The sequence below is a fragment of the Streptomyces sp. NPDC091280 genome (assembly GCF_044768565.1).
Lineage (GTDB): Bacteria > Actinomycetota > Actinomycetes > Streptomycetales > Streptomycetaceae > Streptomyces.
In genome coordinates, this window is sequence record NZ_JBIVUZ010000001.1 from 14,418 (window position 1) to 33,909 (window position 19,492).

Annotated in this window: 17 protein-coding genes; 7 read left to right on the forward strand and 10 right to left on the reverse strand. The window is 69.8% G+C overall.

The features are described 5' to 3' along the window. Positions 1-70 precede the first annotated feature (70 nt). Complete coding sequence (locus tag ACIQPR_RS00065) at positions 71-1,762, forward strand: ATP-binding protein (protein ID WP_403642787.1); 1,692 nt, start codon at positions 71-73, stop codon at positions 1,760-1,762. After that, positions 1,759-2,442, forward strand: a complete 684-nt coding sequence (locus ACIQPR_RS00070) for a response regulator (RefSeq protein ID WP_390156958.1) — start codon at positions 1,759-1,761, stop codon at positions 2,440-2,442. The genes ACIQPR_RS00065 and ACIQPR_RS00070 overlap by 4 nt, the downstream gene beginning before the upstream one ends. Here the strand turns inward: ACIQPR_RS00070 and ACIQPR_RS00075 are convergent. Continuing rightward, on the reverse strand, positions 2,330-4,819 hold the full coding sequence (locus ACIQPR_RS00075) for a tetratricopeptide repeat protein (protein WP_403639509.1): 2,490 nt from the start codon (positions 4,817-4,819) through the stop codon (positions 2,330-2,332). The two genes, ACIQPR_RS00070 and ACIQPR_RS00075, sit on opposite strands and share 113 nt — an antisense overlap. A 77-nt stretch (positions 4,820-4,896) precedes the next feature. After that, entirely contained in the window at positions 4,897-5,433 is a 537-nt protein-coding gene (locus ACIQPR_RS00080) for a hypothetical protein (protein ID WP_403639512.1), read from the reverse strand. 26 nt (positions 5,434-5,459) lie between these two features. On the opposite strand from ACIQPR_RS00080, the gene ACIQPR_RS00085 reads away from it, so the two are divergent. Both ACIQPR_RS00085 and ACIQPR_RS00090 read left to right on the forward strand, forming a co-directional pair. Then, positions 5,460-6,332 (forward strand): nucleosidase, encoded by an 873-nt coding sequence (locus tag ACIQPR_RS00085; protein ID WP_403639515.1) that lies wholly within the window; start codon positions 5,460-5,462, stop codon positions 6,330-6,332. A 103-nt stretch (positions 6,333-6,435) separates the two neighbouring features. Next, a complete protein-coding gene (locus ACIQPR_RS00090; protein WP_403639519.1) occupies positions 6,436-8,388 on the forward strand; it encodes a tetratricopeptide repeat protein in 1,953 nt (650 codons plus the stop codon). Positions 8,389-8,514: 126 nt separating this feature from the next. Here ACIQPR_RS00090 and ACIQPR_RS00095 read toward each other — a convergent pair whose 3' ends face one another. From ACIQPR_RS00095 to ACIQPR_RS00120, 6 genes are all read right to left on the reverse strand, one after another. After that, entirely contained in the window at positions 8,515-9,168 is a 654-nt protein-coding gene (locus tag ACIQPR_RS00095; protein ID WP_403639522.1) for a class I SAM-dependent methyltransferase, read from the reverse strand. 93 nt (positions 9,169-9,261) lie between these two features. Next, positions 9,262-9,762, reverse strand: coding sequence for a hypothetical protein (locus tag ACIQPR_RS00100; RefSeq protein ID WP_403639525.1), 501 nt, complete (start codon positions 9,760-9,762; stop codon positions 9,262-9,264). A 214-nt stretch (positions 9,763-9,976) separates the two neighbouring features. Continuing rightward, positions 9,977-10,513, reverse strand: coding sequence for a hypothetical protein (locus ACIQPR_RS00105; protein ID WP_403639528.1), 537 nt, complete (start codon positions 10,511-10,513; stop codon positions 9,977-9,979). Positions 10,514-10,661: 148 nt separating this feature from the next. Then, complete coding sequence (locus tag ACIQPR_RS00110) at positions 10,662-10,970, reverse strand: hypothetical protein (protein WP_403639531.1); 309 nt, start codon at positions 10,968-10,970, stop codon at positions 10,662-10,664. Further along, on the reverse strand, positions 10,971-11,516 hold the full coding sequence (locus ACIQPR_RS00115; RefSeq protein ID WP_403639533.1) for a hypothetical protein: 546 nt from the start codon (positions 11,514-11,516) through the stop codon (positions 10,971-10,973). A 436-nt stretch (positions 11,517-11,952) separates the two neighbouring features. Continuing rightward, positions 11,953-12,600 (reverse strand): HAD family hydrolase, encoded by a 648-nt coding sequence (locus ACIQPR_RS00120; protein ID WP_403639536.1) that lies wholly within the window; start codon positions 12,598-12,600, stop codon positions 11,953-11,955. Between the two features lie 528 nt (positions 12,601-13,128). On the opposite strand from ACIQPR_RS00120, the gene ACIQPR_RS00125 reads away from it, so the two are divergent. Then, positions 13,129-13,767, forward strand: coding sequence for a helix-turn-helix domain-containing protein (locus ACIQPR_RS00125; RefSeq protein WP_403642789.1), 639 nt, complete (start codon positions 13,129-13,131; stop codon positions 13,765-13,767). A 76-nt stretch (positions 13,768-13,843) separates the two neighbouring features. Here the strand turns inward: ACIQPR_RS00125 and ACIQPR_RS00130 are convergent, their stop codons facing one another. Both ACIQPR_RS00130 and ACIQPR_RS00135 read right to left on the reverse strand, forming a co-directional pair. Continuing rightward, positions 13,844-14,863: a phosphotransferase gene (locus ACIQPR_RS00130; protein WP_403639539.1), complete on the reverse strand. Its 1,020-nt coding sequence runs from the start codon at positions 14,861-14,863 to the stop codon at positions 13,844-13,846. A gap of 18 nt (positions 14,864-14,881) precedes the next feature. Beyond that, positions 14,882-15,907, reverse strand: coding sequence for an ATP-dependent 6-phosphofructokinase (locus ACIQPR_RS00135; RefSeq protein ID WP_403639542.1), 1,026 nt, complete (start codon positions 15,905-15,907; stop codon positions 14,882-14,884). Between the two features lie 211 nt (positions 15,908-16,118). Between ACIQPR_RS00135 and pta the strand changes: the two genes are divergently transcribed. Together pta and ACIQPR_RS00145 are read left to right on the forward strand one after the other, a co-directional pair. Next, entirely contained in the window at positions 16,119-18,218 is a 2,100-nt protein-coding gene (gene pta, locus ACIQPR_RS00140; protein WP_403639544.1) for a phosphate acetyltransferase, read from the forward strand. Then, the gene (locus tag ACIQPR_RS00145; protein ID WP_403639547.1) at positions 18,215-19,426 is read left to right on the forward strand and encodes an acetate kinase; all 1,212 of its coding nucleotides are present in this window, start codon (positions 18,215-18,217) and stop codon (positions 19,424-19,426) included. The genes pta and ACIQPR_RS00145 overlap by 4 nt, the downstream gene beginning before the upstream one ends. The last annotated feature ends 66 nt before the right edge of the window (positions 19,427-19,492 follow it).

A 19,492-nucleotide genomic window follows, 5' to 3' on the forward strand; every position in this document is an offset into this window, starting at 1 on the left:
CCCGGCCTGTGAGCCCGGTCACCCTTCCGTTCATTTAGTTCACGCCATGTCTGAGAGGCACACTGACGGCATGCGCTTCCCGCACGTCCCCCGCCCCCGCAGCCTCGCCGGTCAGCTCTTCGGCATGCAGGCGGTGCTGATAGCGGTCGTCGTCGCCGGGTACGCGCTGTTCACCTACGTCAGCGACCGCAGCCAGGCCGAGGACGCGGCCGGCCGCCAGGCCACCGCGGTGGCCCGCTCGGTCGCCGACTCCCCGTCGGTGGTGGCGGCGATCGGCACCTCCGACCCCACCGCGCACCTGGAGACGTACTCCCTGCGGGTCCAGCGCGACACCCAGGTCGACTTCGTCACGATCATGAACCCGAAGGGCATCCGCTGGACCCACCCGGACCGGTCCCAGATCGGCAAGAAGTTCCTGGGCCACATCGGCCCCGCCCTCAAGGGCAGGTCGTTCACCGAGACCTACACCGGTACCCTCGGCGCGTCCGTCCGCGCGGTCACCCCCGTCTACGACACCGGGCACACCCGGATCATCGGCCTGGTCAGCGCCGGTATCCGGGTCGAGGCGATCACTCAGCGGGTGCAGGACCAGGTAACGGCCCTGATCGGCGTCGCAGCCGGCGCGCTGGCCCTGGGCGCCGTAGGAACGTATGTGGTCAACGCCCGGCTCCGCCGCCACACCCACAACATGAACGCGACCGAGCTGAGCCATATGCACGACTACCACCAGGCCGCGCTGCACGCGGTACGGGAAGGGCTGCTGATGCTGGACGGGCAGTACCGGGTGGCGCTCATGAACGACGGCGGGCGCGAACTCCTCGGCGTCACCGGCGACGTGGTGGGCCGCTCGGTCGCTGACCTGGGCCTGCCCGCGCCGCTGACGGGGGCGCTGCTGTCGTCGGAGGAACGGGTGGACGAGGTGCATCTGACGGCGTCCCGGGTACTGGTGGTGAACACGTCCCCGGTGTCGGGAGGCGAGCGCCGAGGAACCGTCGTCACCCTCCGGGACGTCACCGAACTCCAGTCCCTGATGGGCGAGTTGGACTCCGAACGCGGCTTCACCCAGGCGCTCCGCTCGCAGGCGCACGAGGCGGCGAACCGCCTGCACACGGTCGTCTCGCTGATCGAGCTGGGCCGGGCGGAGGAGGCGGTGGACTTCGCGACGGCGGAACTGGAACTGGCCCAGACCCTGACCGACCAGGTCGTCTCGGCGGTCAACGAACCTGTGCTGGCGGCCCTGTTGCTGGGCAAGACGGCCCAGTCCAACGAGCGGGGCGTCGAGTTGGTGGTCTCGGGAGACAGCGGCCTGGACGACGGCCTCCTACCGGACTCCTTGCCCGCCCGGGACCTGGTGACGATCCTCGGCAACCTGATCGACAACGCGGTGGACGCGGCACAGGGAAGTCTGCGGGCGCGGGTGACGGTGACCGCGCGGACGGAGGCTGGTCCGGGGGCGGGCGGCTCCGCGCTGGTGCTGCGGGTCGCGGACACGGGGGCGGGAGTGGATCCCGCCCACGCGGAGGCGGTGTTCCAACGGGGCTTCTCCACGAAGCCGGCGGGACCGGGCGGCCGGGGCCTGGGACTGGCGCTGGTACGGCAGGCGGTCACCCGGCACGGGGGGACGTTGACGGTGGCGGAGGCGGAGGGCGGCGGGGCGGTGTTCGAGGTGCGGTTGCCGTTGCGGGGAACGGCGAGTGAGGGCGAGGACGGCGTCCGGGCGTCGTCGTCGCGGGGTTCTCTTTCCGAAGGCGGTACCTCATGACCACGGCCGAGCCGATCCGCGTCCTCGTCGTGGAGGACGATCCGGTCGCCGCCGACGCGCACGTGATGTACGTGGGCCGGGTACCGGGCTTCGTGGCGGTGGGCAAGGCGCACACCGGGGCGGAGGCGAGACGGGCGCTGGAGCGGACGCAGGTGGACCTGCTGCTGCTGGACCTGCACCTCCCGGACGCGCACGGCCTGCAACTGGCCCGGTCGCTGCGGGCCGCCGGCTACCACGCGGACGTGATCGCGGTGACGTCGGCGCGGGATCTGGCGGTGGTGCGCGAGGGCGTGTCGCTGGGCGTCGTCCAGTACGTCCTGAAGCCGTTCACGTTCGCGACGCTGCGGGACCGGCTGGTGCGGTACGCCGAGTTCCACGCGGCGGCGGGCGAGGCGAGCGGCCAGGACGAGGTCGACCGCGCACTGGCCGCGCTGCGGGCCCCTTCGCCCGCGGCCCTGCCGAAAGGACTGAGCGCGCCGACACTGGAGAAGGTGACGGTCGCGCTGCGGGACTGCGGGGAGGGGCTCACCGCGGCGGGGGTGGCGGAGGCGGTGGGGATTTCCCGGATCACGGCCCGGCGGTACCTGGAGCATCTGGTGGAGGCGGGGAGGGCTGCGCGGAGTCCGCAGTATGGGACTGTGGGGCGGCCTGAGTTGCAGTATCGGTGGGTGAAGGGGTGAGTGGGGGGTCGGGTTCGAATTCTGCGGCGAGGGTGCGGACCTCGGCGGCTTCGGCGGGCGCATTGGCGAGGGTGTAGGCGTCTATGGACATTAGGAAGGCGGTACGGGCTTCGGCGTGGCGGTGGGCGGCGACAAAAGTAAGCGCCAGGTTGCAGAGCGACAGGCCCACGTTGAACCAGTCCTCGAACTCCCCAAAGATCTCCAAGGATTTGCGAAAAGCCTCGATCGCCTCCTCCGTGCGGCCCAGCTCGCTCAGAGAAACACCGATGTTGTGCCACGCGCTGCCCTCACCAAGGCGGTCCCCGACGGCCTGGTCCAGGTCGCGGGCACGAGTGTGCGCTTCAATCGCCTCCTCCGCTCGGCCCGCCTCCCACAGGGCACCGCCAAGGTTGTCCCAGGCCATGGCTGCGCGGAGAGGATCCTCAGCAGCCTGGAAGAGGTCGCGGGCACGGGTATGCGCCTCGATCGCCTCCTCCGTCCGGCCGTCCAACTGCAGCGCGCCGCCGAGATTGGTCCACGCAGTGGCTTCATTGAGGTGGTCCCCAACGGCTTGGAAGAGGTCTCGGGCACGGATGTGAACGTCAATCGCCTCGTCCACCCGTCCCGCTCCCCGCAGCGCGAGACCCCAGTGGTTCCACGCCGCGGCTTCGCCCAGCTGATTCCCGGCGCGGTGAGTGGCTTCCTGCTCGGCCTCCGTGACGGCGATCCAGTCGTCAAAGTATCGCCGCCAATCCAAGTAGGTCGCCAGGCGCTCGGACAGCCATACCGCTGCGACCGCGAACCGCTCCTCCCGTGCCCACTGCACAGCCGCAACCAGCCCCGCACGCTCTCCATCCAGCCACGCCAAAGCCTGCGCCCGATCCTTGAACCGCTCCGGCTCCGGCCTCCCTGGCAGCCACCGCAACCTGGCATCTGCCTCAACTGCCTGTCGGCGGTAGAACTCCAGCACCCTTCCCCTCGCTGTATCCCCTTCCTCCTGCCACGCCGCGTCCCCCGCCACCACAGTCACTCCGAACGCCCGCACCAGGTCATGCAGCCGCCACCACCCTCGCCCGCTCCCCCGCTCGACGAGATGCGCCCGCGCCAAGGCCCTCAACTCCCGCGACGGTGGCGACTCCGCCCCGACCAGCGCGGCAACGACCTCGTCGCTCGCCTCCGGTCCCGGCGCCAGGGCGAGCAGCCGCAGCAACCGGGCGTGGTCCGGGGGCAGCCGGCGGTAGGAGAGGTCGAAGGCGGCGCGGACGCTCCGCTCACCGTCGTCGAGATGGTCGAGCCGGTCGCGGAACTCCCCCAGTTCCGCGACGAGTTCGGTCAACGGCTTGCCCGAGTCCTCCGCGAGCAACGCGGCCGCGATCTGTAGGGCCAGTGGCAAGTGGCCACAGAGAGAGGCGAGTTGCTCGGCGCAGTCGGGGTCATCGACGATGCGGGAGTCGTCCGGGTCGGCGATCCACAGGGCACGGTCGAGGAGTTCGTACGCCTCCTCCGGCGTGAGCTGGTCCAACGGGACGAGCCTCGCGCCCAGTTGAGGCAGCCGGTCCCGGGACGTGACCAGCACGCGGTGCGGTCCGTCTCCCGGCAACAGGGGCCGCACCTGATCCGGCGACGAAGCGTTGTCGGCCAGCACAAGCACCGGACCCCGCTCCCGCGCACGCCCCGCCAACGTCGACCGATAGAGCGCGACCCGTTCGTCCGCCGTAGCGGGAATGTGCTCCGGCGGAATGCCAAGGGCCCGCAACAACGCCTGGAGCGCCCGGTCGGAGGTCACCGGCTCCTGGTCGTACCCGTGCAGGTCGATGAACAGCACCCCACCCGGAAACCACCCCCGCCCACACGCCAGATACGCGGTCTCGACAGCGAGCGCGGTCTTGCCGATGCCGCCGAGACCGGACACCGCGGCGACGAGAACGGCCGACGTTTCCTTCGACTCCCCCGCCGGATCCAACGCCCGCAACAACGCCGACGTCTCGCTCTCCCGCCCGGTGAACCCAGCGGGCCTCGGCGGCAACCCGGCCAATGCCTCAGGCACAGCGCCCCCACCCCGCTGAATCACGACCTGTACACCGACGACCTCCCGCAGAAACACCCCACCTCGGAAGTCCGCGTGATCCCCGTCGTACCAGGAAGCCGCACCCTCACTCCCCATGGCCCGCGCAACCGCGCCGGCCACACCACCCGGATCAGCGGACAGTAGTTCGGCCAGCGCCTCCCCCCACTCCCGTACGGCGGCACGTCGAGCGGGATCATTCGCCGCCTCGGCGATCTCCCGCCCGGACGCCCCGTCGTCGAGCCCCACCTTCCGCGCGAGTTCCGCCACCGCACGACGCCCCGCGCCCCCTCCGGCCCCCGCCGACAGAGCCTCCAACAGCGCAGCCTTCATGCACCCGTCCCACCGTTCCGTACCAGGCTCCCGCCACCCGCCCCCGGAGCGTCAACGGTAGAGGCTGGGACGGGAGTTCACGCGGCCTTCGCGTACCAGACGACCTGCCAGGCCAGCCCCGCCACGGCGACCGTCTCCACCGCCGAGATCCCGACGAGCAACCCGCTCCCCGCATCCACCCAGAACACCACCAAGGCGGCCAACGGCACCGCGCAGAACGCCGTCAGGTCCACCACGACCTGGACCGCCTTCCGGGACCTGCGCCGCCGGTCCCCCCGGTGCGCGGTCTCCCACCCGAACGCCTCGAACCCACCGCCCGGCTGCGCCAACACCGCCAGCCGCGGCCCGAGTTGATCGCGGACGTACGCCCCGATCGCCGAGATCTTCTGGTCGTTCACGAGGTACGTCCACCCAAGCACGACACACACCGGCGGCAACGCCAGCAGCATCGACGCCTGCTTGGCCTGCGCGGCGGCGGCGATGACGGCGGCCACCACGCCCAAGGTGACGTAGAGCAGGTTGTCGCGGAACCCGATCCGCGCCTTCTGCTCGTCCTTGATGCTCTGGTACTCGGCGAGCAGCAACTGCCCGACCGTCACGTCCTGTTCCGGCACTCGATCCCCTTCCCCCGCAGTACCTTATGAGTGTGCCGGAGCCGCAGCCCATCGTCCTGATCCTGACCGCACTCCCTCTCGAATACGCCGCCGTTCGCGCATACGTCGAGGACCGGCGGGAACGTGTCCACACCGACGGAACCCGCGTCGAACAGGGCCGACTCGCCGACACCGCATGGCAGGTCGCCCTCTGCGAATTGGGCATGGGCGCCGACCGGGCCGCCTCCCTCACCACCCAACTCATCAACTGGCTGCGCCCACAAGCCGTGTTGTTCGTCGGAGTCGCCGGCAGCCTGAAGGACGACGTCGAGATCGGGGACGTCGTCGTGGGAACGCAGGTGTACGAGATCTACGGCGGGAAGCGGGAACCCGGGGGATTCCGGGTCCGCCCCAAGGCCCTGCCGGGTTCGCACGCGCTCGAACAGGCGGCCCGTTCCGCGGTACGGGACATGCCCGACGTGCGGGCGCACTTCATGCCGATCGCGACGGGTGATGTGGTCCTGGCGGACGCCAAGTCCGAGATCGCCCGGTTCATCCACAGCAACTACAACGACGCCGGGGCGATCGAGATGGAGGGCTTCGGGGCACTCCAAGCAGCCCATCTCAACGGCCAGTTGAACGCCCTGGTCGTCCGAGGCATCAGCGACCGCGCCGACGCCGCCAAGCACCAGGCCGACGCATCGGGTTCCCAGCAACGGGCGGCCGAGCAGGCGGCGTCGGTGACGGTGGCGCTACTGCGGAAGCACCGGCCGCGCGAGGGTTCCGGCGACGCCGAGGAGGAGCCCCATCGGGGTGGTCGGGGGGAAGCCAGAGCAACGTACGGCGGAGATCACATCGACTTCCGGGGTGGGACCTTCGACGGGCCCGTCGTCGGGAAGTGGGTCGACGGGCGGGGGTAGGGGTACGGCTCACGGGCCGGTTCCCAGTGCGAGCGCGACGTTGCCGCCGCGGCCGTTGGGGTTCATCGGGCGTACGGCCGAACTGGATCGTCTGCTCTCCCACTTGGCCCCCGGCACCAGCGACGACCCCGGGCTCCCACTGCTTGTCTTCGCCGTCACGGGGATGGGCGGCATCGGCAAGACCGCGTTGGCGGTGGAGGCGGCGCATCGGGCACGGGGCGAGTTCCCTGGCGGGACGCTCTTCGTGGATCTGCGGGGATACGACGACGATCCGGTCACGGCCGATCAGGCAGTACTGGCGCTGCTCGACGCGCTGGGTGTGCGGGGCCTGGATCTGCCGCCGACAACGGACCGGCAGTACGACGTGTACCGGGAGTTGTTGGCCGCGCGGCGGGAGCGGATGCTGCTGATCCTGGACAACGCGTCGGAACCGTCGCAGTACGTGCCGTTGCTGCCGGGCACGGATCACCACCGGGTACTCATCACGTCCCGGGACCGTCCCAACGCCCTGCCGGTGCGTCTCATCGACCTTGAGACGCTCGCCCCGGAGGAGTCCGTCGGCTTGGTGACGCGAGCTCTGCACGACACCGACGAGCGGGACGACCGGCCGGAGCAAGAGCCGGGTGCGCTACGCGAACTGGCCGACCTTTGCGGACACTTGCCGCTGGCTCTTCAGATCGCGGCGGGGATGATGCGCATGCGCAGACACCGTGACATCGCTTCGCTGGTGACCGAGATCAGGGAGGCCGGGGATCCGACGGTCGTACTCGACAAGGGTAGCCCCGGGGCGGACCTGTACGGCCGGTCACTCGTGTTGCGCCCTGTGCTGGAGACGTCGTATCGGCGACTGCGGCCCGAACAGGCCCGGCTGCTGAGGCTGTTGTGTCTTGCTCCGGGGACGGACAGCGGGGTGGAGACGGTAGCTGCGTTGGCTGATCTCGAACTGGAGCCTGTGCTTTGCCTGTTGGAGGAGCTGGCGGCAACGCATCTCGTTTCGCCCGTGCGACACACAGACGAGCTGCGGTGGCGGGTGCATGACCTGGTGCGGGCGTTCGGGGTGGGTGTGGTCGAGGGGGACGCGGGATTGTGGGAGGAGAGGGAGGCGGCGCGGGGGCGGGTGCTGGAGTTCTATCGCGGGTGGGCGAGGATGGCAGATCGCTGGCTGCGGTGGCTGCCGGGGACGCCGATGCCGGAACAGTTCAGGGACCGGGCCGAGGCGTTGGCGTGGCTGGACTCAGAACGAGCGGGACTGGTGGCGGCGGTGCAGTGGGCGCGAGAGGAGCGGTACGCGGACGGAGCGGTACGGCTGTCGCAGTACTTGGCGGAGTATCTGGACTGGCGGCGCTCTTTCGACGACAAGATCACGGTATGCGATGCCGCGAGAGAGGCCGCCCACCGCGCCGGCAACCAGGTGGGCGAGGCCATCGCGTGGAACAGCCTCGGCATCGCCCTGCGGGAGACAGGCCAGGTGGAGAAGGCAATCGACGCGAACACCCAGGCCCGCGACCTGTTTCAGTCCATCGGGGACCGCCACTACGAGGCTTGCGCGTGGAGCAACCTCGGCAACGCCCTGCAGGGGACGGACCGGGCAGGGGAGGCGATCGACGCCCACACCCGCGCCCGCGACCTGTTCCAGGCCACTGGAGACCGTCACCGCGAGGCCTCGGCGTGGGACAACCTTGGCATCGCCTTGCGGGAAGCAGACCGTGCAGGGGAAGCGATCGACGCCCACACCCGCGCCCGTGACCTGCACCAGGCCGTCGGGGACCACTATGGCGAGGCCAGGGCGTGGAACAACCTCGGCGGAGTCCTGTGGGAGGCGGACCGGATGGACGAGGCGGTCGAAGCGTGCGAGAAGGCTCTGGAGGGCCTCCGAGAGTTCGAGGACTGGTACGGGACGGGCCGTACCCTCTACAACCTGGCCCTCGCCCACCATCACGCCGCTCGCCTCGCCGAAGCCCGCACCCACTACCTCCAGTCCGCCGACGCCTACACCCGAGCCAACGCCCCCACCGAAGCCGCTCTCGCCCAATCCGCCGCAGACTCGTTGACCTGACTAGACCACCCCGTGCGCCCCACCGCCGCCCGCCCCACCGAACTGCCTTCCAAACACCCCTGGTTGGCCTCTCCCTTGCCGTGACTGCTCTCACCGCATGGCCGTCCCATCAGCCATGGACTGGCGCTAAGCCTCACCGCGTACGATCAACGTCCCGATATGGCCGGGCTCAGGCGCGTCAAGAACAGTCGCCACAGCCGATGAGAACCCGGCCCGAGTCAGCAGCCGTTCCCAGACAGCAGGCCGATAGCTGTACCGGTACGTGAACATGGCCCTGCCCGCGAAGCCCCCCTTGTACCTGCCCTGCGGACCGTACGCGCCGGGGATGGCCGACGGCTGGGAGAACACGAAGGCGCCACCTGGGTTCAACCGTGCCCGTACGAGCGGGAAAAGCCGACTCGGGTCGGTGAACCAGGCCGCACCGAAGATCGAGTAGACCGCGTCGTAGCTGTCCTCGCACGAGCCGAGATACTCCAGGACCTCCCCGCAAACGAACTTGGCGCCGGTGCCGCCCCACCGTTCGCTCACCTTCTCGACCATGACGGGTGAGAGGTCGAGACCCTGCGCGTTGACGCCCCGCTCTGCGAGGTGCGCGAGGGCACGACCGGTCCCGCACCCGATCTCCAGCACGCTGCTCGGGTCGCCGAGCAGTTCGGGACCGGGGCCATGACCGGCGTACTGCGTCCAGCAGAACGTGGGCTCGACGTCACGCTTGAACGCGGACTCGGCGAAGGCGTCCCACAGTTCGGTCTCCGCCGGGATGTCGTGGGGTACGGGCACGGCGTCGGTCCTCCGTCCTCTGCGTCATGTCGGAAGGCTGAGGCCCGCGCTCTCCTGGGGAACGGGAGGGCGCGGGCCGACTGTAGCGGGCCGTCAGTGGCTGTCGGGGACCTTGTCGTCGCACGGCGAGCAGTCCGCGCCGTCGATGGCCCACAACTCCTCGTCCACGGGCCAGCCTTGCCCCTTCAGGAAGTCACCGGTGCGCAGGCACAGGCCGTCGTTGCGGCGGTGGACGAATGGGGCGTGGTGCTTGTACCGGCCGTCGTCGTACAGGCGGCAGATACCGAACCAGACAGGGGTGTCGAGGATGAGCTGGTGCACGCCGATGTCGACCAGCCTGCCGACGCCGAGGTGTTCGCTCGGGTTCTCGATGGAGCCCATCACGTACATGACGGCGTTGCCCAGAACGCGTTCGGCCATGTCTCGGACCATTGTGTGATCCCGCAGCAGCAGGGCTGTCTCGCGATCCCAGATGCTCATGCCCGAGTCGAAGACGTTCAGGGTCAGTTCGGTGATGTGCGGAGCGACGGCGTTGAGGAGTTCTTGCGGGTCCCGGGTGCGGGTGCCTGCGGAGTGGTCGAGGGTCACGCTCATGAACATCTCCTTCTTGCCGGAAAGGGGCATCAGGCCTTGGATTTGTGGCTGGCGTGACAGGAACAGGCGCAGCGGGACTGGAGCAGGATGCGGGTGATCCCCGGCAGCGGAATGTCCTCGGTCTCACGACTGTCGCCGTGGAGCCCTTCGTAATAGGGGTGTTGAGCGAGCGTGCATTCCGCCGACCGTCGCGGGTCCTCGGCCGCGGACGTGCTCAAGGCTCGTCCTCGCTCACCAGGGAGTGGCCCACCCGTACCAAGGCCAGCACCTCGGCGGCCGTGCGCAGACCGTTCGGCCGGGACATCGGGACCGACCAGTACGAGGTACTCGTTCCGCCGTTCGACTCGACCCGGTCGGTTCGGGGTACGCCCAGGTAGGTACCCGCGGCAATGCATTCCGCGACCGGGGCACGCCAGACCGCGGCTGTGCCAGGCGGTACGAGGGCGTAGTAGCGGCGGAATCCGGGGTCACGGATGACCGGGCCGCCGTTGAGGCCCTCGGCGAGACGGGCGTTCACCGTGGCAGGGCTGTCGCTTCCCACAAAGGCGTGCACGATGTCTTCGGGAATGCGGACGGCCTCGAAGCCGCGCCCGAGCGGGATGAGTGCGAGCTGCGCATTGCCGTCCCATTCCTCCAACGCCGTGCGCGGCGACGGGTGGGCCGAGGCCAGCCATTTTTCAACAACCCCGCAGAACGGCCGGATTCTCGACGAGGTGTTTCGCGTGCTTTCAAGTCCGCTGGTCTCTGTCATGTCAGTGCTTCTCGGTGGCATACCCGGTCGCGGCGGGAGCGCATCGGACATACACGTTTCCCATCTGGTGGTTACTGCGTGTGCGACAGATGGTGAGGGAGCGAGAAGGCCGCAAGTACCCCGCACAGGGGTGGTCGGGGTGGTTCGCTCAGGTGGCGGCGCACCATTCGGTGAAATTGGTGAGGGTCTCCGAGTCGGCTCGCTTCAACCGGCGCAGCGTCGCGGCGTCTTCACGGACCCAGGGGTGCTGGCGGGTGTGTTGCGGCGCGATCCGCCGAGCGGTCTGCAACGACTCGAAGGCGTCATCGGCGAGGCCGGACCAGAGTTGCGCTCGGGCGAGTTCGATGGAGAACCCGGATCGTCGCTCGGCAGGCAGATCGAGTGACGGTTTCCATTCGGCGGCGATGTCGAGCGCGCGGCCGACATGCCCGTCACCGAGGCTGACCGCGACGGACACCTAGTGGATGCGCACCGAGTCGGGGCCGAACGCGGTGCCATAGCGCACGCCCTCGGTGACCTGGTCCGCGAGAGCGCGGGCCTCGCGCAGGTGGGTGGTCGCGGCGGCGGCGTCTCGTGCTCGTCCGGCGATCACTGCGGCTCTCATGTGGAGCGCCCCGCGGGTCGCGATCTCCGGCGGCTCATCGAGGGCAGGCGCGGCATCCAGCGCGTATTCCAGGGCCCGCAACCCGGCGGCATAGCAGCGGGCAGCGAAGAAGGTCTCGGTACGGACGTAGGCGACGGACGCGGACAGCAGAGCGTCCTCAGCCTCGGGAGCGGCCCACCGCATCAGTTCGACCAGGCGTGAGGACAGATCCCTGGCACCGTGCTTGTAGGCGACGGCGTCAGCGGAGCGGTAGGCACTGACCAGGAGGGCGGCCAGTTCAGACCGCTGATGGCCGGCGGTTCGGTGGTAGGCGCGCGTGAGTTCGGCGATCAGCTCGGGAAGTGTGCGGACGATGCGCGTGTATTGGGCACCCAGTCGCCAGGCGACAGCCTCGTCCACGGCTGCGCGTAAGCTCCGCAGCGAGCGTGTCGGGCCGTCCTCGGGTACGTCGTAGGCGGCGATGACGGCGGAAAGCGTGGGCAGCGCGTCACGGACGGCCCCCTGTGCGGGACGTCGATCAGCCCGTGGTCGGGCCGGATCGACTCCCAGCGCCTGCGCGATGGCTTCGAGTGTGGTGTCCGTGACTCCGCGTTCACCGCGTTTCGATCTTGCGGATGGTTCCGAGAGCGACGCATGCACGATCGGCGAGCTGTCGCTGCGTCATCTTCGGACGGACGACACTGCGGTAGTAGGCGATCCGCCTGCCTACTCCGTCGCTCCCGATCACGGTCATACAGGCTCCAGTTGAGAGCGTTCGCTCCGAACCGTACTCGCGTCGGCACAGGACGTGTGCGCGAACGGCCCCCACCGGGCGCACCGTCTCCGAACCAGGATGTCACGACCGGTCCACCACGATCGAAGTGAGTTGGCGCAGGGTGTCGATGCGCCAATCCGCCGCCGCCACGACCTCGAAGTCATCCGCCCACAGATGCCCCCATGGACCACGGCGGATATGCGCGACGCGCAGCCCCGCTCGCTTGGCGGGGAAAATGTCGTTGGCCGGATGGTCTCCGACGTAGACCGTCCGGTCCGGCGCCGCCTGGGCCACCTCAAGTACCCGTGCAAAGAACTCCGGCTGCGGCTTCGCGACGCCCCACTCTCCCGACGTGACGACCAGGTCCACCGGCAGGTCGAGGGCACGCAGCAACTCACCGGCGCGGGAAGTCTGGTTCCCGGCCACGACGACACGCACGCCGAGTTCGCGAAGTGCCGACAGGGCCGGGCGGACGTCGTCGTAGAGGTCGCGCTCGTCGATGCGCTCGCCGCGGCCGGCCGTTTCGCGAGCGCGGTATTCGGCTGCGATGTCGATACCCGGCCGGACCAGACGGAGCGCCTCCGCATTGTCCTGCCCCTTGGCCACCACAGCCCCGACGAGCGCGGAGACGGTATGGCGGGGAACGTCCAACCAGTCGGCCCACGACGCCCAGTACCGGTCGTCTCGGGTGATCGTCTCGCCCACGTCGAACACGATGGTCTCCATCACCCCTCGAAGCCTAGGCCGTCACAACTCCTGCCTCCGCCTCCGCCGCAACCCGTCGGCTCGAAGCCCGACTCCGCTACGGCACCGACGACTTTGCGCCACCCCTCACTTCCCCCCACACCCGATCATCACCCCCACCACAAACGCACTCCCCTTCGACCCCCGCCCACACTCCCGAGCCCGCCCCATCGACCCCCCGCCCGCCCGGCCAGTGCCCCGAACCCCTGCGAATGGCAAGGTAGATCGGCATATTCACGTCTCCTTGGCCACCGTCCGGCGCTTCCGACCGCCACGCGCCGTCACGCACCGTCACCACACAGGCCCACTCCGGCCCCCGTCGATCTCCCCCGCCCGACCGAATCCGTACGTTCCCACAATCCGTATTCCTGGCCGAACAGACCGTAGTCACCGCACTCCGGCGCCCCTAGCTTGTGGCGCGTGCGCCGACCCCCAGCTCAGTCCAGCCAGTCCACGCCGCCCACGCCACCGTTCAACGCCCCCGCCGCCCGCCGGCTCCGGACCGCGCTCGACATGGGTCCCGAACACGTCGCGTACGCGATGCGTGTCTCGTTCGGGCTGCCCTACGTCACACCGGACCTGGTCATCGCCTGGGAGCGCGGGCTCACCGCTCCGTCCAGTCCCGAACTCACCGCGCTCGCGGGCGTGTTGTGGTGTTCCGCGAGTGAACTCATCGGCAGGCCACGCACGCTGCGTGAGCATCGCCTCGCCCGCGGTCTCGCGCCGGAGGACATCGCCCGTGCCGTCGGGCTCGAACTCCTCGTGTATTTACGGATGGAGGAGAACGACGAGTGGCGCGGCACCGAGCGCCAGTCCGCCGCGCTCGCCGATCTGCTCGACCTCTCGATCCCCGACTTCATCAGCATCACCGGACGCGACGCGAAACTCGCCGAGCTGCTGCGCGGGGCTGCCACCGCACGCTGGCAGGCCTACGTCCGGCCGATCGGCAAAATGGTGCCCCTGGAACGGCATGTCCTGGAGCGCTCCCTCAAGGAACTCCACCAGGACTACCAGGGCCAGATGCTCGCCACCCTCAGCTGGGCCGGCGGCAACTCCCCCGGCGGCGCGGGCGAGCCCGACGACGCAGGCCGCGACTTCCTCGACCAGATCATCGACCGTTTCTGGGCCATGGTCGAGAGGGGTAGCTACTAGGAACAGGAACGGAACAGGAACACAGCAGGAGCAGGAGCAGGAGCAGGGCCAGCCAAGGGGTGGATCGTCCCACCGGCTACGCGTTCGCCCTCCGCAGTCGTTCCGGCCCCTGCTCCCTGACCTCGTCGCCGCACACCGGAGCGTCCCCGAACAGCGCCTCCCAGCGGGCGTTGTGCAGCGCCGGCCACAGGCTGGCCGCCCACGCGACCTCCCGCTCCCGCGCCGTGAACGTACGTCCCCGGAACTCCTGATACGCCGTCAGGAACGCGGCGGAACTCTCGACCGGGGCCAGCGTCGGCGGTGACACCGTGGAGAACGTCCCGCACGCCGCGCCCACCAGCGCCGCCTCCGGCTGCCACGCCAGGCTGTCCCAGTCGTGCACGGCCCACACCTCGCCGTCGCGCCAACGGAGGTTCTGCGCCTCGAAGTCGGCGTGCCCCAGCACACACGGCAGCTCGGCCGCCAGCAGGCACGCGCGGGCCCGCTCCGCGGTCTCGACGACGTACGCCGGTACGGCGCTCTGGTCCCGCTCGTCGAGAACGGCGATCGACGGCCACAGTCCCGGATCCGTGTGGTCCCAGCGCGCCCAGCGCGGATTCGGCAACGGCGGCACGAATGGCCCGAATGGACCGAATGGCACGAACGGAGCTTCGGACGGCTCCGCCAGCTTCGCCAACCCCGCCAACCCCGCCAACCCCGCCAATTCCCCCAGCTCCGCCAGCTCCGCCAGCTCCGCCATCAGTCGGGCGAAAACCTTCGCGTACCGCACCGCGATCTCCGGCGAGTCACCCCGCAGCATCTCGCCGCCGGGCCGGAACTCCTCGGCGTGCACACCGAGTTCACCGACCGCCGACACCGGCGTGATCGGCAGGGGGCACGGAAATCCGCGCCGCGCCAGCCGGACCTGCACGGCGACGCACGTGGCGGTCCGACCGTCGTCCTCCCGCGCCTTCACCACGACGTCCCGGCCGTCCGTCAGCCGCAGCCCGAACACCGCCGAGATCGACCGCTGTTGGAACAGCACGCTCTCCGGCTCGTGGCCCAAGTGCCGCGCGCACCAGCCGCCCAGCCACTCCGGCAGCTCCTCCGAGGTCATGGCGACGACTCTCTGGAACTAGAAAACCGACTCCGCCTCGTCCATCCGGTCCTTCGGGACCGTCTTCAGCTCGGTGACCGCCTCCGCCAGCGGCACCATCACCACGTCCGTGCCGCGCAGCGCCGTCATCCGCCCGAACTCGCCCCGGTGCGCGGCCTCCACCGCGTGCCAGCCGAACCGCGTCGCCAGCACCCGGTCGTACGCGGTCGGTACGCCGCCGCGCTGGATGTGGCCGAGGATGACCGGCTTGGCCTCCTTGCCGAGGCGGCGTTCGAGTTCGTACGCCAGTGCCGTGCCGATGCCCTGGAAGCGCTCGTGGCCGAACTGGTCGATCTCACCCTTGCCGTAGTCCATGGAGCCCTCGGCGGGGTGCGCGCCCTCGGCGACGCAGACGACGGCGAACTTCTTGCCGCGCGCGAAGCGCTCCTCGACCATCTTGACCAGGTCGGCGGGGTCGAAGGGGCGCTCGGGCAGGCAGATGCCGTGGGCGCCGGCGGCCATGCCGGACTCCAGGGCGATCCAGCCCGCGTGCCGGCCCATGACCTCGACGACCATCACCCGCTGGTGGGACTCCGCCGTGGTCTTGAGGCGGTCCATCGCCTCCGTGGCGACGCCGACCGCCGTGTCGAAGCCGAAGGTGCGGTCGGTCGCCGAGATGTCGTTGTCGATCGTCTTGGGGACGCCGACCACGGGCAGGCCCGCTTCGAACAGCATGTGCGCGGCCGTGAGCGTGCCCTCGCCACCGATGGGGATCAAGGCGTCGATACCGAAGGCCTCGACCATGTCCTCGGCGCGCTCGCAGGCCTCGCGCAGCCGGTCGCGCTCCAGCCGGGAGGAGCCGAGGATGGTGCCGCCGCGGGCCAGGATGCCGCTGACGGCGTTGAGGTCGAGGGTTCGGTAACGGCTCTCCAGCAGACCGGCGTAGCCGTCCTCGAAGCCGATGACCTCGTCGTCGTAGTGATCCACCGCTCGGTGCACGACCGATCGGATCACTGCGTTCAGGCCGGGGCAGTCGCCGCCTGCGGTGAGGACTCCGATGCGCATCGTGCTGTGTCTCCTGCTCGCTGTTGAGACCGGTGAGCCGGATCCGATTGTTTCACGTCCCCCAGGGCGGTGCCGCTCCCGTCGGACCGGCGGGCGCCTTAACCACCCTCAGAGGTATTGTCAAGAGGATTCCGCTCACCCCGGTGGGCGATTTTTATGACCACCGATACGACCACCGACACGACCACAGAAACGAAGCGAGGGAGCACGCGTGACCCGCAGCGTGTACGTGACCGGGATCGACCGCGGCGACGGCCGTCAGGTCGTCGAGCTGGGGGTCATGGAGCTCCTGACCCGGCAGGTCGACCGGGTGGGGGTGTTCCGGCCCCTCGTCCACGACGATCCCGATCGGCTGTTCGAACTGCTGCGCGCCCGCTACCGGCTCTCGCAGGACCCGGCGACCGTCTACGGCATGGACTACCACGCGGCGTCCACCCTCCAGGCCGAGCAGGGCACGGACGAGCTGGTGTCGACGCTCGTCGACCGGTTCCATCTGGTCGCCCGGGACTACGACGTCGTCCTCGTCCTCGGCACCGACTTCGCCGACACCCAGTTCCCGGACGAGCTGGCCCTCAACGCCCGTCTCGCCAACGAGTTCGGCGCCTCCGTGATCCCGGTCGTGGGCGGCAGGAAGCAGACCGCCGAGTCCGTGCTCGCGGAGACCCGCAACGCCTACCGGGCCTACGACGGGCTCGGCTGCGACGTCCTCGCCATGGTCACCAACCGGGTCGCCCGCGAGGACCGGGAGGAGATCGCCCAGCGGCTCACCACCCGGCTGCCGGTGCCCTGTTACGTCGTACCGGACGAGCCCGCGCTCGCCGCGCCGACCGTCGCGCAGATCACCCACGCGCTCGGCGGGCGGGTACTGCTCGGGGACGACTCGGGGCTCGCGCGGGACGCGCTGGACTTCGTGTTCGGCGGGGCGATGCTGCCCAACTTCCTCCGGGCGCTGACCCCGGGCGCGCTCGTGGTCACCCCGGGCGACCGCGCCGACCTGGTCATCGGGGCGCTGGCCGCGCACAGTGCCGGCACCCCGCCGATAGCCGGCGTCCTGCTCACCCTGAACGAGGTGCCGAGCGACGAGATCCTCACCCTCGCCGCCCGGCTCGCCCCGGGCACCCCGGTGATCTCGGTGGCCGGGACGTCCTTCCCCACCGCCGCCGAACTCTTCTCCCTGGAGGGGAAGTTGAACGCGGCCACCCCGCGCAAGGCGGAGACCGCGCTCGGCCTCTTCGAGCGGTACGTCGACACCGGCGACCTGCTCAGGCGGGTCTCCGCGCCGAGCAGCGACCGGCTCACCCCGATGATGTTCGAGCACACGCTCCTGGAGCGGGCCCGCGCCGACAAGCGCCGGATCGTCCTGCCCGAGGGCACCGAGCCGCGTGTCCTGCACGCCGCCGAGGTGCTGTTGCGCCGGGGCGTCTGCGAACTCACCCTCCTGGGGCCCGAGGACCAGATCCGCAAGCGGGCCGCCGACCTCGGCATCGACCTCAGCGCCGCCCGGCTGATCGACCCGCAGACCTCCGAACTGCGCGACCGCTTCGCCGAGACGTACGCCGAACTCCGCGCCCACAAGGGCGTGACGGTCGAGCTGGCCTACGACGTCGTCGCCGACGTGAACTACTTCGGGACGCTGATGGTGCAGGCCGGGCTCGCCGACGGGATGGTCTCCGGCGCCGTGCACTCCACGGCCGCCACCATCCGCCCCGCCTTCGAGATCATCAAGACGAAGCCGGACGCCGGCATCGTCTCGTCCGTCTTCTTCATGTGCCTCGCCGACAAGGTGCTGGTGTACGGGGACTGTGCCGTCAACCCCGACCCGAACGCCGAGCAGTTGGCCGACATAGCCATCCAGTCGGCCGCCACCGCCGAGCAGTTCGGGGTCGCCGCGCGGATCGCGATGCTGTCGTACTCGACCGGTACGTCCGGCTCGGGCGCCGACGTCGACAAGGTGCGCGAGGCCACGGAGCTGGTGCGGCTGCGGCGGGCCGATCTGCGGATCGAGGGGCCCATCCAGTACGACGCGGCCGTCGAGCCGAGTGTCGCCGCCACGAAGATGCCGGAGTCCGAAGTCGCGGGCCGGGCCAGCGTGTTGATCTTCCCCGACCTCAACACCGGCAACAACACCTACAAGGCCGTGCAGCGTTCGGCCGGCGCCATCGCCGTCGGGCCGGTGCTCCAGGGGCTGCGCAAGCCGGTCAACGACCTGTCCCGGGGCGCCCTGGTCTCGGACATCGTCAACACCGTCGCCATCACGGCGATCCAGGCCCAGAACCCCAAGTCCTCGAACGAGAAGGCCGCCCAGCAGTGACCGCGACCCGTGTGCTCGTCCTCAACTCCGGCTCCTCGTCGGTGAAGTACCAGCTGCTCGACATGCGCGACGGCGAGCGGCTGGCCCTGGGGCTGGTCGAGCGCATCGGCGAGGGGACCTCCCGGCTCAAGCACACCGACGTCACGACCGGCGCCGTACGGGAGTCGGCCGCGCAGGTCGCCGACCACGAGGCCGCTCTGAAGGCCGTGGCGGAGCAACTCGCCACGGACGGGCTCGGGTTGGACTCTCCCGAACTGGCCGCCATCGGGCATCGGGTGGTGCACGGCGGGCAGGCCTTCACCGCGCCGACCGTCGTCGACGCCGTCGTGCTCGCCGAGATCGAGCGGCTGGTGCCGCTGGCGCCGTTGCACAATCCGGCGAACGTCGTCGGGATCAGGACCGCCATGGCGTTGCGGCCGGATCTGCCGCAGGTGGCCGTGTTCGACACCGCGTTCCACACCACGATGCCGGAGGCGGCCGCGCGGTACGCGATCGAGGCCGCGACCGCCGACGCGTACCGGATCCGGCGGTACGGGTTCCACGGGACCTCGCACGCGTATGTGTCGCGGGCGACGGCGAGGCTGCTGGGGAAGGCGCCCGAGGACGTCAATGTGATCGTGCTGCATCTGGGGAACGGGGCGTCCGCCTCGGCGGTGCGCGGCGGGCGGTGCGTGGACACCTCCATGGGGCTGACCCCGCTGGAGGGGCTGGTGATGGGGACCCGGTCGGGAGACCTGGATCCGGCCGTCATCTTCCATTTGATGCGTGTTGGCGAAATGTCCACCGATGAGATCGACACTCTTCTCAACAAGAAGAGCGGTCTGATCGGCTTGTGCGGGGACAACGACATGCGGGAGATCCGGCGCCGGATCGACGAGGGTGACGAACAGGCTGAGTTGGCCTTCGACATCTACATTCACCGATTGAAGAAGTACATCGGTGCCTACTGCGCGGTTCTCGGCCGGGTGGACGCGGTCGCCTTCACGGCGGGGGTCGGGGAGAACGCGGGCGCGGTGCGGGAGGCGGCCGTGGCGGGGCTGGAGCCGCTGGGGCTCGCGGTGGACGGGGCGCTGAACGCCGTACGGAGCGACGAGCCGCGGCTGATCTCGCCGGTGTCCTCGCGGGTCGCGGTCGCGGTGGTGCCGACGGACGAGGAATTGGAGATCGCCACACAGACCTATGCGCTGGTCGGAAATTCCAACGCCTGAGCGCCCGCCCGCCCATTTGTATCTTCCGCCAGACGGAATATTCCGTAGCGAAACAAACCGATAGGA